General features: G+C 64.8%; 11 protein-coding genes. 6 read left to right on the plus strand and 5 right to left on the minus strand.

Translation table 11 applies throughout. From position 1 onward, the window contains the following. The first annotated feature begins 5 nt into the window (after positions 1-5). The 6 genes from tsaE (at position 6) to LHFGNBLO_RS07655 (ending at position 9673) form a co-directional block, all read left to right on the plus strand. Positions 6-1511, plus strand: coding sequence for a tRNA (adenosine(37)-N6)-threonylcarbamoyltransferase complex ATPase subunit type 1 TsaE (gene tsaE / locus LHFGNBLO_RS07630; protein WP_258605597.1), 1506 nt, complete (start codon positions 6-8; stop codon positions 1509-1511). Then, entirely contained in the window at positions 1508-2236 is a 729-nt protein-coding gene (locus LHFGNBLO_RS07635) for a nucleotidyltransferase family protein (RefSeq protein WP_258605598.1), read from the plus strand. The genes tsaE and LHFGNBLO_RS07635 overlap by 4 nt, the downstream gene beginning before the upstream one ends. Continuing rightward, positions 2233-5355 (plus strand): double-strand break repair protein AddB, encoded by a 3123-nt coding sequence (gene addB / locus LHFGNBLO_RS07640; protein WP_258605599.1) that lies wholly within the window; start codon positions 2233-2235, stop codon positions 5353-5355. Before LHFGNBLO_RS07635 ends, addB begins: the two co-directional genes overlap by 4 nt. Continuing rightward, positions 5352-8864, plus strand: coding sequence for a double-strand break repair helicase AddA (gene addA / locus LHFGNBLO_RS07645; RefSeq protein ID WP_258605600.1), 3513 nt, complete (start codon positions 5352-5354; stop codon positions 8862-8864). Before addB ends, addA begins: the two co-directional genes overlap by 4 nt. 76 nt (positions 8865-8940) lie before the next feature. Then, positions 8941-9264 (plus strand): thioredoxin, encoded by a 324-nt coding sequence (gene trxA / locus LHFGNBLO_RS07650; RefSeq protein WP_258605602.1) that lies wholly within the window; start codon positions 8941-8943, stop codon positions 9262-9264. A 127-nt stretch (positions 9265-9391) separates the two neighbouring features. Beyond that, positions 9392-9673: a cupin domain-containing protein gene (locus tag LHFGNBLO_RS07655; RefSeq protein ID WP_258605603.1), complete on the plus strand. Its 282-nt coding sequence runs from the start codon at positions 9392-9394 to the stop codon at positions 9671-9673. A 50-nt stretch (positions 9674-9723) separates the two neighbouring features. Here the strand turns inward: LHFGNBLO_RS07655 and LHFGNBLO_RS07660 are convergent, their stop codons facing one another. The 5 genes from LHFGNBLO_RS07660 to trpB all read right to left on the minus strand — a co-directional run bounded on the left by LHFGNBLO_RS07660 (position 9724) and on the right by trpB (position 14615). Next, positions 9724-10143, minus strand: coding sequence for a VOC family protein (locus LHFGNBLO_RS07660; protein ID WP_258605605.1), 420 nt, complete (start codon positions 10141-10143; stop codon positions 9724-9726). Next, positions 10140-11465 (minus strand): bifunctional folylpolyglutamate synthase/dihydrofolate synthase, encoded by a 1326-nt coding sequence (locus LHFGNBLO_RS07665; RefSeq protein ID WP_258605607.1) that lies wholly within the window; start codon positions 11463-11465, stop codon positions 10140-10142. Before LHFGNBLO_RS07665 ends, LHFGNBLO_RS07660 begins: the two co-directional genes overlap by 4 nt. Before the next feature lie 124 nt (positions 11466-11589). Beyond that, positions 11590-12516, minus strand: coding sequence for an acetyl-CoA carboxylase, carboxyltransferase subunit beta (accD, locus tag LHFGNBLO_RS07670; protein ID WP_258605609.1), 927 nt, complete (start codon positions 12514-12516; stop codon positions 11590-11592). Between the two features lie 36 nt (positions 12517-12552). Further along, entirely contained in the window at positions 12553-13392 is an 840-nt protein-coding gene (trpA, locus tag LHFGNBLO_RS07675; protein WP_258605611.1) for a tryptophan synthase subunit alpha, read from the minus strand. Positions 13393-13394: 2 nt separating this feature from the next. Then, a complete protein-coding gene (gene trpB / locus LHFGNBLO_RS07680; RefSeq protein ID WP_258605613.1) occupies positions 13395-14615 on the minus strand; it encodes a tryptophan synthase subunit beta in 1221 nt (406 codons plus the stop codon). Between the last annotated feature and the right edge of the window lie 68 nt (positions 14616-14683).

Consider the following 14683-nt stretch of genomic DNA (forward strand, 5'->3'; position numbering starts at 1 on the left):
GCTGCATGGCAGGGCTGGAGCGTTTTCTCGCTGACGAGGCTGCGACGGCAAGGCTCGGCGAAGATCTCGCCATGTCGCTGCGGCCCGGTGACGTGCTTGCCCTCAAAGGCGATCTCGGCGCCGGCAAGTCGACCCTGGCGCGCGCGCTGATCCGGGCATTGGCCGACGATCCCGGCCTCGACGTGCCGAGCCCGACATTCACGCTGGTGCAGAGCTACGACACGCGTGTCCCGGTCCATCATTTCGATCTCTACCGGCTGTCTTCGGCTGATGAAATCGACGAGCTGGGCTTCGACGATGCGCTGGCGCAAGGCGCCGCCCTGGTCGAATGGCCGGAACGGGCAGAGTCCACTCTGCCGAAGACCTCGATCCTGATCGAACTAACTCAAGAGGGCGACGGACGCCTTGCCAGGCTCTCGGGACAAGGCGCGGCCTTCGAGCGCGTGGCGCGATCGCTGGCGATGCGCGACTTTCTCCACCGGGCTGGCTGGGGCGAAGCGCAGAGACGATATTTTGTCGGCGACGCCTCGGCCCGCTCCTATGAAATCGTCTCGCTCGCCGGTTTTGCGCCGCGGGTGCTGATGAACTCGCCGCGGCTGGTGCTGGGGCCGCCGGTCCGCGACGGCAAGCCCTATGCCTTGATCGCCCACACAGCGCAGTCCGTTTCCGCCTTTGTTGCCATCGACCGGACCTTGCTGGCCGGCGGTGTCAGCGTCCCGGAGATCCATGCCGACGACCTGGAACAGGGGTTCCTGCTGATCGAGCATCTGGGTTCGGAGGGATTTCTCGACGGGCACGGCGAGCCGGTGGCCGAACGCTTTGCGGCGGCGGCCGAACTGCTTGCCATGATGCATGGCAAGACCTGGCCCGACCGGATGGAGGTCGCGCCCGGCGTTCTTCACCACGTGCAGCCTTTCGACCGTGATGCCATGATGATCGAAGCCGACCTGCTGGTCGACTGGTATGTGCCGATGCTGACCGGCAGCCCGCCAAGCGATGCCATGCGGGCCGGCTACCACAACGCGTGGAACGCGGTTCTCGACCGCTTGAAAGGTCACCAAAACACGCTGATGCTGCGCGACTTTCATTCGCCCAACATCATCTGGCGCGGCGACCGTTCCGGCCATGATCGCCTCGGCGTCGTCGATGTCCAGGACGCGCTGATCGGCCCCGCTGCCTATGATGTCGCGTCGCTGGCCATGGATGCTCGTGTCACCATGTCGCCGGAAATTGAAAGGCAGACGCTCGACGCCTATATCGCAGCGCGACGCGCGGCCGGCGCCTTCGATGAGGACAAGTTCACCGAGGCCTATGCAATCATGGCAGCACAGCGCAATTCGAAGATCCTCGGCATTTTCGTCCGGCTCGAAAAGCGCGACGGCAAGCCCTACTACCTGAAGCACCTGCCGCGTATCCGCGACTATCTCCGGCGGGCACTGGCGCACCCGGCCTTGGCAAGCCTGCGGGACTTCTACGTCGCCCATGGCCTGATGGAGGAACGATCGCTGTGACGGCAAGTCCCAAGACCGCAATGGTGCTGGCCGCCGGGCTTGGAAAGCGCATGCGGCCGATCACCGACACGATCCCAAAGCCGCTGATCAGGATCGCCGGCAAGACGCTGCTCGACTGGAGCCTGGACAGCCTGGCCGGCGCCGGTGTCAGCAAAGCCATCGTCAACGTTCACTACTTTCCCGAACAGATCGTCGGCCACGTCGCCACACGCCACACCCCGCAGGTCGTCATTTCCGACGAGAGCGAAATCTTGCTCGATTCCGCCGGCGGCATCGTCAAGGCATTGCCGGAGCTGGGGAACGGCCCCTTCTACATCATCAATGCCGACACATTCTGGATCGACAGCGGCGTGCCCAACCTTTCCCGCCTCGCCCTTGCATGGGACGCGGCGAAAATGGATATTCTGCTGATGCTCGCGGACCTTCCATCAGCGACCGGACACAGCGGCGGCACGGATTTCCTGGTGGCGCCGAACGGCGCTCTACGACGTTCAAAAGGTGATCCGGCGGGACTGATCTACGCCGGCGCTGCCATCGTCCATCCGCGCCTGTTCAAGGATGCCCCGACCGAGCCGCACTCGCTCAACGCCTATTTCGACACGACGATTGCCGCTGGGCGCCTGTTCGGCATGACGATGCACGGCCGCTGGATCACCGTCGGCACACCCGACGCCATTCCGCTGGCGGAAGCGGCGGTCGCCGGCGCCCTCACTGAGTCACGATGAGCGGCTCCCGCCGCGTTTTCTCGATCCCGCCCGGAGCGCCGTTTCTGCCGACGCTGGCGCAGGCGCTGCTTGCGGGCCAGTTGGTTCCCGGTTTCCGCTTCGACGGCGATCCGCTGACGCTGGCCGATGTGACCATCTATGTGCCGACGCGACGCGCCGCGCGCGCTCTGCGCGGCGCTTTCGTGGACAGTATGGGTGGCCGCTCGGCGATCCTGCCGGTCATCCGCCCGCTCGGCGAATTCGACGAGGACGAGGCTGCTTTCGAGGCCGAAGCATCAGCCGCCATCGACCTTGCACCGCCGATTGCAGCGATCGAACGCCTGCTGCTGCTGGCGCCGCTGGTGCGTGCCTGGAAACGCAACCTGCCGGCTCATGTCGCGGCAATGTTCGACGAGGAGATCGTCGTGCCGGCCTCCGCCGCCGACGCCATCTGGCTGGCGCGGGACCTTGCCCGGCTGATGGACGAGATCGAGACCGAGGATTCAGACTGGACCCGGCTTGCCGATCTGGTGACCGGAAACCTCGCCGGCTGGTGGCAGGTGACACTCGATTTCCTCGGCATCGTCACCGACAACTGGCCGAAACTTTTGCAGGAGCACGACCGCTCCAACCCAGCCGCACATCGCAACGCGCTGATCCGTCTCGAAGCGGCGCGGCTGAAACGCAATCCGCCCGCTGGGCCGGTGATCGCCGCCGGCTCCACCGGTTCGATCCCGGCCACGGCTGAACTGCTTGCCGTGGTCGCCAGACTGCCCAATGGTGCCGTGGTGCTTCCTGGCCTCGACCGGATGCTCGACGATCCATCCTTCGCGGCGATTGCAGCGCCCGGCGCCCGCCCAGCCTTGCTTGGCCATCCGCAATACGGCCTGGCAAAGCTGATCGGCAAGATCGGCGTGCTACGCGCCGATGTCGAGGAGATCGTGGAGGCGGCTAGGCCGCTTGCCATCCGCGCGGCTCTTGTCGGCGAAGCGCTGCGGCCGGCCGAAACCACCGAGCTATGGGTCGAGACACGCATCCGTTTTGCCGCCGCTGACATCGCCGAGGCCTTTGCCGATGTGACGCTGGTGGAGGCCGCCAGCGAACGCGACGAAGCGGTGGCCATTGCCGTGGCGCTCAAGACTGCGGTCGAAGAGCCGGGACAGCGGGCAGCGCTGGTTACTGGCGATCGCGCGCTGGCGCGGCGCGTTTCGGCCGAGCTGTTGCGCTTCGGTGTCGTCGCCGACGATTCCGGCGGCACGCCGCTCGCCAACACGCCGGCGGCCAGCCTGCTCAGGCTGGCGCTTCAGGCCACGTTCCGCCCCGGTGATCCGGTCGGCCTGCTGTCGCTGCTCAAGCACCCGCTGCTTGCGCTTGGCCTGGAGCGGGCCAGGGTCCGTCATGCGGCTGAGATCGTAGAACTGGTGGCGCTGCGCGGCGGCACCGGGCGCCCCGATATCGCATCGCTGCCGGCGCTGTTCGAGGCTCGTCTTGCCGGCCTGAGCGGCGACAAGCGCCAGCCTTTCTGGTTTTCCCGCTTGACCGTTGCAGGCATCGAAGGCGCGCGCGACCTGCTCAGCCGTCTTGCCTATGCGCTGGCACCGCTGACGACCTTTCGCGGTGAGGAGAATGCCGATCTCGCCATGCTGACGCAGGCCAGCATCGTCGCGCTGGAAAATCTCGGCCGTGGGGCGGACGGGAGCCTAAGTGAACTCTATGCCGGCGACGCCGGTGAAAAGCTTGCCGAGCTGCTGCGCGGGCTGGTCGCCGTATCAGCTTCCTTTGCCTTCGCGGCGGACGAATGGCCGGATGTGATGGACGCGCTGATCGCGCCAGAAACGGTCAAGCCGGCGCAAGGCACCGACCGCAACATCGCCATCTGGGGCGCGCTGGAAGCCCGGCTGCAGAGCGTCGACACGCTGGTGATCGGCGGGCTCAATGAAGGCGTGTGGCCGCGCAAGCCGGAGAGCGATCGCTTCATGTCGCGGCTGATGAAGACCGGCATCGATCTTGAACCGCCGGAACGACGTATCGGCCTTGCCGCCCATGATTTCCAGATGGCAATGGGCGCGAAGAAGGTGGTGCTGGCCCGCTCCGCCCGCGCCGGTGACGCGCCGGCGGTGCCGTCGCGCTGGCTGCAGCGCATCCTTACCTTCACCGGCAAGGAGCACGCGGCCGTGCTTCGCCGGCGCGGCGACGAATTGCTGGCCTGGGCGCGCGCGCTCGATGCCGGTGAGCGGGAAGATTTCGCGCCAAGGCCGCAGCCGAAGCCGCCACTCAATGTGCGGCCGCAGCATTTCTCGGTTACCGAGATCGAGACGCTGCGCCGCGACCCCTACGCGGTATACGCCAGGAGGATTCTTGGCCTGATGCCGCTCGATCCGGTTATCCGCGATCCGGGTGCCGTCGAGCGCGGCACGCTGTTTCACGCCATCCTGCACCTCTTCTCACGGCGCGTGGCCGACCCGCGCGCGCCTGAGGCGCTGGAGGGTCTCATCGCCGCAGGCCGGGCCTGCTTTGCCGAGGCGGCCCTTCCCACCGATGTCGAGGCCGTGTGGTGGCCGCGCTTCGAAAAACTGGCCGCCAGCATCATCGAGTGGGAGCGCGGCCGCGCCGCCGCCGTGGCAAGGCGGCATGCCGAGGAACGCGCCGAGAAAACCGTCGTCGGTCAATCCGGCGTGACGATGTCCGGCTATGCCGATCGCGTCGACCTGCTGGCCGGCGGCATGGCCGACATTCTGGACTACAAGACCGGCTCCTCACCGTCCAAGGCACAAGCGCATACGCTGCTGGCGCCGCAGCTGGCGCTGGAGGGCGCGCTGCTCAGGCGCGGCGCGTTCAAGGGGCTGGGCGCGCGCGAACCGTCGCAACTGGCCTTCATCAGGCTGAAGCCGAATGGCGAGGTGTTCGAAGAATCGATCCTCGAATACAACCGCAAGCCGCGAACCGCCACCGATCTCGCCGAAGAGGCCTGGGCGCGGCTGGAACAGCTGCTGATCCACTATGCCGATCCGACGACCGGCTATTTGTCGCGGGCGCTGCCGTTCCGCGAGGGCGAGACCGATGGCGACTACGACCATCTCGCCCGCGTGCTCGAATGGTCTGCCGGCGGCGACACCAGTGACGAGGGAGGGGAGGCGTGAAGAAGGCCTATCCCATCCCCACCGAGACCGCAGCCAGCCAGGCGCGTGCCTCCGACCCGTTGAATTCGGCCTGGGTGTCGGCCAATGCCGGATCGGGCAAGACCCATGTGCTGGCCCAGCGCGTCATCCGGCTTTTGCTGCGCGGCACCGACCCGTCGAAAATCCTGTGCCTGACCTATACGCGCGCCGCCGCCGCCAACATGTCGAACCGGGTGTTTTCGACATTGTCGGAATGGACGGCGCTGGGCGACGCGGAACTGGTGACCAGGATAGAGGCGCTGGACAATCGCCGGCCCGATCGCGACACCATGCGCCGGGCGCGGCGCTTGTTCGCCGAAGCGCTGGAAACGCCGGGCGGGCTGAAGATCCAGACCATCCACGCCTTCTGCGAATCGGTGCTGCATCAGTTTCCGCTGGAAGCCAACATCCCCGCCCATTTCGAGATGCTCGATCCGCAGATGGAGGCGTCGCTGTTCGCCAGCGCCTGCCGCGACATGATTTCGGGCACCGCGGCCGGCGACATGGAGTTGGCCGAGGCCTTCGCCACCGTTTTGGAACGCAGCGGCGAGGCCGGGCTCGACGCACTGCTGGCCGAGATCGTGCGCAAGCGTGACGGTTTGCGTGCCTTTATCAATGTTGCCGGCCGCGACCGCTTTCAAGCGCTGTTCGACGAATTCCAGTTCAGGGCCGGGCAGACTGCTGAAAACATAGCGGCGTCCGTCTGGCCGTTGCCGGGCTTCCTGCCGGATTATTTTGCCGGCTTCGCCCGCGCCGCCGAGGATGCCGATGCCCGCACCGTGCTCAACAACATCCTGCCCTATGCAAGGTTAGCCTTCGCGGAGGGTGATCCGGTGCGCAGGCTTGGTCTGCTTTGCCGGGCTTTTCTCAAGGCGGATGGCGACCCTTACGATCCGGCAAAGGCCTTCAAGAAGGCGTTGCTCGACCGGCTGCCCGAGCTGCCGGATCGCTATCTCTCGACGGTCAGAGCCATTCTCGACATCTCCGACCGGCTGGCGCTGTTCAGGATGCTGGAGGGCACGCGCGCGGCGCTGACCATCGCCGACTGGCTGATCGCCCGCTACGAGGCGCTGAAGCGCGGCCGCGGCTTCCTCGATTTCAACGACCTCATCACCCGCACGGTCAACCTTTTGGCGCGGCCCGATGCCGGCCCCTGGGTGCAATATAAGCTCGACCAGGGCATCGACCACATCCTGCTCGACGAGGCGCAGGACACCAGCCCCGACCAATGGGTGGTGGTGAAGCGGTTGGCGGAAGAGTTCTTTGCCGGGCACGGCGCCCGCGACCGCGTCCACCGCACGGTGTTTGCCGTCGGCGACGAGAAGCAGTCGATCTATTCCTTTCAAGGCGCTGCGCCGGACTCGTTCGCCGACAGCCGACTTTTGTTTGCCGGACGCGTGCGCGACGCCAACGCTGCGTTCGCCGATCTCAAGCTGACCTGGTCGTTCCGCTCGACCGACGACGTCCTTGCCGCCGTCGACCGCGTCTTCGCCGAGCCGGGCGTACGGCGTGGCATCAGCCATGATCCAGATCCGCTGGACCACAAGGCGATCCGCACCGATGCGCCGGGCTATGTCGAGGTGTGGCCGTCGATCGGTGCCGACATTGTCGACGAGCCTGACGACTGGACGCAGGCCATCGACCACGCCCATGCACCAGCGGTGCGCGTTGCCGAAAACGTCGCGGCAACCATTGCCGGCTGGATCGGTAGCGGCGAAATCATCGAAGGCCGCGGGACGAAACTGCGGCCCGGCGATGTGCTGGTGCTGGTGCGCAAGCGCGACCGCTTTGTCCACGCGCTGACGCGCGCATTGAAGCGCCGCGACATTCCTGTCGCCGGCGCCGACCGGCTCAGCCTGCCCGGCCATATCGCGGTGAAGGACCTGATCGCGCTCGGCCATTTTCTCATCCAGCCACAGGACGATCTGTCGCTTGCCGCCGTGCTGCGCAGCCCGATCTTCGATGTTGCGGAAGAGATGCTTTTCACGCTGGCAGGCGAGAGGCCGTCTGGCCTTTCGCTGATAGCTTCGCTGCGTCAACACGCCGGCGACAGTGCCGCGCTGACTTCTGTCGTCACCCGGCTCGACTCATGGTCGAACGAAGCGGCGTTCAAGCCGGTGTTTGAATTCTACGCCGGCGTCCTGGCGCGTGACGGATTGCGCAAGAAGATGATCGCGCGGCTGGGACCGGAAGCCGGAGATATTCTCGACGAATTCCTGAGCTTCTGCCTGGCCGAGGAGCGGACTGGCCTGCCGGGGCTGGAATCCTTCCTGTCGACGCTGGAGAACACCGGCCCCGAGATCAAGCGCGAAATGGACCAGACCCGCGACGAGGTCCGCGTCATGACCGTGCACGCCGCCAAGGGCCTGGAAGCGCCAGTGGTGTTCCTGGTCGATGGCGGTTCGGCGCCGTTCAGCGACCAGCATCTGCCGCGGCTGATGCCGTTCGAAGGCTCAGGTCAACATTGGGACGGCAAGGGCTATCTCTGGCGCGCCGCCAGCGACGTTGCCAACGGCTTTTCGCGGGCTGCCGCTGCTCGGGCGCGGGATCTCGCCGACGACGAATACCGCCGGCTGCTCTATGTCGGCATGACGCGGGCCGAGGACCGGCTGATCGTCTGCGGCTACCATGGCAAGCGGGCGCCCAGCACCGGCACCTGGCATTCTATCGTCAGCCGGGCGCTGGTCGGCGCGCCTGAAAGCGAGGAGCGCCAGCACCCCGCGATCGGCGAAGCTGTGCATCGGTTTCACGTGACAAAGCTGCTGCCGATGACGCCCGTAGCCGTCGAAGAGGCGCGACAAGCGCGCCAGTTCGGGCTCTTGCCAGCCACCCTGTTCCGGCCGCTGCCGCCTTACGAGGATCTGCCACGACCGCTGTCGCCGTCCGGCGCCTCGGCGCTAATCGATGAAGGCAAGGAGGCCGTGGTCGATACACGCTCGCCGGTGCTGGATAGCGAGGCGGAGCCTGGCTTTGCGGTGATGCGCGGGCTGGCGCTCCATAGGCTTCTGCAGATGCTGCCCGGTATTGCTGAAAGCGAACGCCGGGCGGCGGCGGAACGCTATCTTATCCGCGCGGGCGCAGAGTGGCCTTATGCCGAGCGCGACAGGGCGCTGGCCTCGGTGACGGCGATCCTCGCCGACAGCCGCTTCGATCAGCTGTTTGGGTCAATGTCGCGGGCGGAAGTCGCCGTTATGGGCAGCCTGGAGGTGAAGGGCAAAATGCGCTCGATCTCCGGCAAGATCGACCGGCTGGCGGTGACGCCCGACAGCGTTTCGATCGTCGACTACAAGACCAACCGGCCGGCGCCGATGACGATTGCCGAGGTTCCGCCAGCCTATGTCCTGCAACTTGCCCTCTATCGAGCGTTGCTGCAGCCGCTTTACCCCGGCCGCGAGGTCTCGGCTGCGCTGCTGTTTACCGAAGCGCCGCGGCTGATCGAGCTGCCGCCAGTGGCCATGGATGACGCCCTTGCCCGACTCACGGGAGCGTGACACAACACCTGCTTGAAGAAGGGCGCTATCACCACCACATTTGGTGGGACAAAAACTTTCGAAAGGATTTTTCCGCATGACCACCGTCAAGGTCGACAAGAGCAATTTTCAGACCGATGTGCTGGACGCCAACGTACCGGTCGTCGTCGATTTCTGGGCGGAATGGTGCGGCCCCTGTAAGATGATCGCGCCGGCGCTCGAAGACATCGCCACCGAGCTCGGCGCCAAGGTGAAGATCGCCAAGCTCAACATCGACGAGAATCCCGAGCTTGCCGCACAGTACGGCGTGCGCTCGATCCCGACGCTGATGATCTTCAAGGGCGGCGAAATGGCCGACATGAAGGTGGGTGCAGCGCCCAAAACCGCGCTGTCGCACTGGATCAATGGCAGCCTCGCCTGAGCAGACCGACATTTCCGACAAAAGCCCGGCCAATGGCCGGGTTTTTTGTTGGCGTCATCGCTGAGCGGCTCTGGCCCTCGCGCCGACCGGCTCCATGTCCTCTGTTTTGGCAAACAGGAGAAACGACATGACCGGATCCGCCAAGGCCACCGTCTTCATCGACAATGACCGCGTCATCGTCACCGAATACCGCTTCGCGCCGGGCGAAAACACCGGCTGGCACCGCCATGGCCACGACTATGTCGTCGTGCCGCTGATGGACGGCAAGGTGAAGCTCCTGACCAAGGACGGCGAATCCTTTGCCGAGATGAAGAAGGGTGCGCCCTATTTTCGCAAGGAAGGTGTCGAACACGACGTCATCAACGCCAATGAGGGCGAATACGCCTTCATCGAGATCGAGCTGAAATAATCCGCCAGGTCGCATCAGGGCAGGCGCTGCCGCCCCGTGACAAGGCGCGATCACCAATCGGCGATACGGTCGCCGCCGGCGAATTGCGCGCTTTTTTCGGTATATTCGAACAGCTCTATCTTCACGTCGTTGGGATCGCGAATCCAGGCCTGCCAGGTATCGTCGCAGGCGTGTTTCTTTGACGTGACGTCGACGCCCTTCGACCTGATGTGGGCGATCGCTGCGTTGATGTTTTCCACTTCAAGGCAGAGATGGTTGATCTGGTTTAGCTCGCTATGGCTCGTGCCGTCCTTCTGAAACACCTCGACATGGCTGCGTCCGCCGCAATTGAGGTAGAAACCGAAAATCTTGCCGTCGCGCAAGAAATTGAATTGGGTGTCCATGCTAAGGACGTCCCGATAGAAGCTTCGCGTCACTTCCAAATCATGCGCGAAAATGCAGACGTGAGCGAGCTGCTTTACCTTGATCATGTTGGCGGGGTGCCGTTTTCGGCCAATACCGCACCGGCCAGGTACAGTGAACCGCCGATCAGGATGCGCGGCGGCGGTCCGTCCCAGGTGTCGCGCAGCAGCATCAGCGCGCTGGCGACGGAACTGACCGGTTCGGCCGTCAGCCCGGCCTCGGTTGCCCGGATCGCCAGTTCGTCATTTGGCACGCCGGCCTCACTGAGGCTCACCGGCACCGTGTAGACATGCCGGACCAGGCCCTTGAAGGCGCGAAAATAGCCGCTCTGGTCCTTGGTGTTGATCATGCCTGAGACGAGGAACAGCGGCCGCGGGTTCCTTTCCTCCTGCTCGGCCAGCGCTTCGGCAATGACCACGCCGGCGCCCGGATTGTGGCCGCCGTCGAGCCAGATGTCGGCGCCCTTCGGCGCCAGTTCCGCCAGCCTGCCTTGCGGAAGCTTCTGCATCCGGCCCGGCCAGGCGACCGTGGCCATTGCCTTCTCGGTGGCGCGCTGGCTGATCTCGAAGCCGGCAGCCTTGACCGCGGCGATCGCGGCCGCCGCATTGGCGAACTGGTGACGCCCCGGCAGGCGCGGCGGCGGCAGGTCCAGCAAGCCATCTTCGTCCTGGTAGACCATGCGGCCGTTTTCCTCATAGGCGAGGAAATCCTGGCCATAGACGAAGGTGGGGCAGTCGAGCCGCTCGGCGGTCTCGATGAGCACCTGCAGCGCCGTTTCGCTTTCCTGGGCGCCGATAACCACCGCGCAGCCTTGCTTGATGATGCCGGCTTTTTCGGCGGCGATCAGTTCGACCCGGTCGCCGAGATAGGCTTCGTGGTCGAGCGAGACCGGCATGACCACCGAGACAGCCGGCTCATTGATGACATTGGTGGCGTCGAAGCGGCCGCCAAGGCCGACCTCGATGATGGCCACATCGGCCGGATGCTCGGAAAACAGCAGGAAAGTGACGGCGGTGAGGATTTCGAAGACGGTGATCTTCTCGCCGCCATTGGCCTTGGCGACGCGGGCGATGGCCTCGGCAAAGACCGTGTCGTCGACCAGCCTGCCGCCGCCATCGGCGGCCAGCCGGTAGCGCTCGTGCCAGTTCACCAGATGTGGCGAGGTGTGGACATGGACGCGGTAGCCCGACGCTTCGAGCAGTGCCCGCGAAAAGGCAGCGCAGGAACCCTTGCCGTTGGTGCCGGCGATATGGATGACCGGCGGCAATTTGTCCTGCGGATTGCCCAGCCGTTCGAGCAGCCGCGAAATGCGGTCGAGCGAAAGGTCGAAGCCCTTCGGATGAAGTGCCATCAGGCTTTCGATTTCGCGGTTTGCGGCAAGCGTGGTCATTACGGGAATCCTAGTGCATGACCGCGAAAATCGGAATCGATTTTCGCTGGGGATCATGCGCAATCAAGAAGCTACAGCGCGATAGATCGCACGCAATCGCGGTTCGCGGCGAAACGATGTCGCGTCAGGCTTGCGGGCGCGCTTCTGCCGGGATCACCGCCGGCGGCAGGATTTCCGGCTCCAGCGGCTTTTGCTCTTCCGGCAGCTTGAGCAGCATCTTCAGCAACCTGGAGATTGTCCCGCGCAGCTCCAGCCGCGACACCACCATGTCGACCATACCGTGCTCCATCAGATATTCGGAGCGCTGGAAGCCATCCGGCAGCTTTTCCCTTATGGTCTGCTCGATGACGCGCGGTCCGGCAAAGCCGATCAGCGCGCCGGGTTCGGCGATGTGCACGTCGCCCAGCATGGCATAGGAGGCGGTGACGCCGCCGGTGGTCGGGTTGGTCAGCACGACTATGTAGGGAAGCCCGGCTTCCTTCAGCCGATCGACACCGACAGTGGTTCTCGGCAACTGCATCAGCGACAGGATGCCTTCCTGCATACGGGCGCCGCCGGAAGCGGCGAACAGGATCAGCGGCCGCTTGCGCTGCAAGGCGACCTCGAAGCCATGCACGATGGCATCGCCGGCGGCCATGCCGAGCGAACCGCCCATGAAGGCGAAATCCTGCACCGTCACCACCACCGGCAGGCCTTCGACGGAGCCAAGCGCATTGACGATGGCGTCCTCGAGGCCGGTCTTGGCCTTGGCGTCTTTCAGCCGGTCGGTGTAGCGCTTCTCGTCGCGGAACTTGAGCGGGTCCTGCATGACCTTTGGATTCTCAAGCTGCTCGTATTTGCCGTCGTCGAGGAAGAATCTCAGCCGCTCCTTGGCCGAGATTTTCATATGGTGGCCGGAGGACGGGATGACGAACTGGTTCTGCTCCAGATCCTTGTGGAAGACCATCTCGCCGGTCTCGGGATCCTTGATCCAGAGATTCTCGGGCATGTCGGTGCGCCGGCCGAGCATCGAATTGATCTTCGGGCGAACGTAATTGGTGATCCAGTTCATCGCTTCGGCTCCTGTCCTGACGAAGACGTAGGAAGTTTATTCGGCGGCAGCAAGGCGGGCCGATCGCACGCCTTGCGCAAGGCCGCTGACCAGCGTGGCAACCGCTTCGGCCGGGTCGGCCGTCTTTTCGCCCTTCGGCCCCAGCACATTGGCGACGGCATTGACGATGGCCGTGCCGACGACGACGCCGTCGGCATTGGCACCGATCACACGCGCCTGCTCGGCGGTCTTGACGCCGAAGCCGACGCAGACCGGCAGGTCGGTGTGGCCCTTAATGCGCTTGACCGCCGCCGCCACCTTGCCGGTGTCGGCCAGCGCCGAACCGGTGATGCCGGTCATCGACACGTAGTAGACGAAGCCCGAGGTGTTCTGCAGCACCTTGGGCAAGCGCTTGTCGTCGGTGGTCGGCGTCGCCAGCCGGATGAAGTTGATCCCCGCCTTGAGTGCCGGGATGCACAGCTCCTCATCCATCTCCGGCGGCAGGTCGACGACGATCAGCCCATCGATGCCGCTGGCAATCGCGTCCTTGAGAAAACGGTCGACGCCGTAGATGTAGATCGGGTTGTAGTAGCCCATCAGAACGATCGGCGTTTCGTTGTCACCGGCGCGGAAGTCCGACGCCATCTTCAGCGTCTTGACCAGCGTCTGGCCACCTTTCAGCGCCCTGAGCCCGGCCGCCTGGATCGCCGGGCCGTCGGCCATCGGATCGGAAAACGGCATGCCGAGCTCGATGATGTCGGCGCCGGCGCTCGGCAATGCCTTCATGATCGACAGAGAGGTGTCGTAGTCCGGGTCGCCGCCCATGAAATAGGTGACAAGCGCCGGACGGCCTTCGGTTTTCAGTTTCGCCATGCGGCGGTCGATGCGGGTGGCCATGATCAGATCTCCATGCCCAGCATGCTGGCCACCGTGTGCACATCCTTGTCGCCGCGACCGGACAGGTTGACGATGACGATCTGGTCCTTGTCCATGGCGGGAACGATCTTCACCGCATGCGCGATGGCGTGCGCCGATTCCAGCGCCGGAATGATGCCTTCGACACGCGTCGTCAGCTTGAACGCCTCCAGCGCTTCGTCGTCGAGGATCGGCACGTATTCGACGCGTCCGGAATCGCGCAGCCAGGAATGCTCGGGGCCGACGCCGGGATAGTCGAGGCCGGCCGAGATCGAGTGCCCGTCCATGATCTGGCCGTCGGCGTTCTGCAGGAGATAGGTGCGGTTGCCGTGCAGCACGCCGGGGGCGCCGGCACTCATCGACGCGCAATGCTCGATGCCGTCAAGGCCGCGGCCGCCGGCTTCGATGCCGATGATGCGAACCTGCCTGTCGTCAAGGAAAGGATGGAACAGGCCGATAGCGTTAGAGCCGCCGCCGACACAGGCGATGATGGTGTCCGGCAGACGGCCTTCCTGCTCGAGGATCTGGGCGCGCGCCTCGATGCCGATCACCGACTGGAAGTCGCGCACCAGCTCCGGATAGGGGTGCGGGCCGGCGGCGGTGCCGATCAGGTAATAAGTGTCCTCGACATTGGTCACCCAGTCACGCAGCGCCTCGTTCATGGCGTCCTTGAGCGTGCCGTGGCCGGCGGTGACCGGCCGCACTTCGGCGCCGAGCAGCTTCATACGGAAGACGTTGGGGCTTTGGCGGGCGACATCGGTGGCACCCATATAGACGACGCAGGGAAAGCCGAAACGCGCCGCGACGGTGGCGGACGCGACGCCGTGCTGGCCGGCGCCGGTCTCGGCGATGATCCGCTTCTTGCCCATGCGCTTGGCCAGCAGGATCTGGCCGAGGCAGTTGTTGATCTTGTGCGAGCCGGTGTGGTTCAGATCCTCGCGCTTGAAATAGACTTTTGCACCACCGAGATGCTTCGTCAGGCCTTCGGCGAAATACAGCTTCGACGGCCGCCCGGCATAGTGGGTCGACAGGTCAGTCAGCTCGGCCTTGAAATCCGCATCGTTCTTGACCTCGTTCCAGTGCCGCTCCAGGTCGAGGATCAACGGCATCAGCGTCTCGGCGACGAAACGACCGCCAAAGATGCCGAACATGCCCTGTTCGTCGGGTCCGGTGCGGAAGGAATTGGGTGTCGCCGGCTTGTCCATCGCCGATCTCCTGCACTTATGAGCATGTCCTTATCGGAAAACCGGATTCCACTTTTCCGGGACATGCT

This window comes from Mesorhizobium sp. AR10, from assembly GCF_024746795.1.
Classification (GTDB): domain Bacteria; phylum Pseudomonadota; class Alphaproteobacteria; order Rhizobiales; family Rhizobiaceae; genus Mesorhizobium.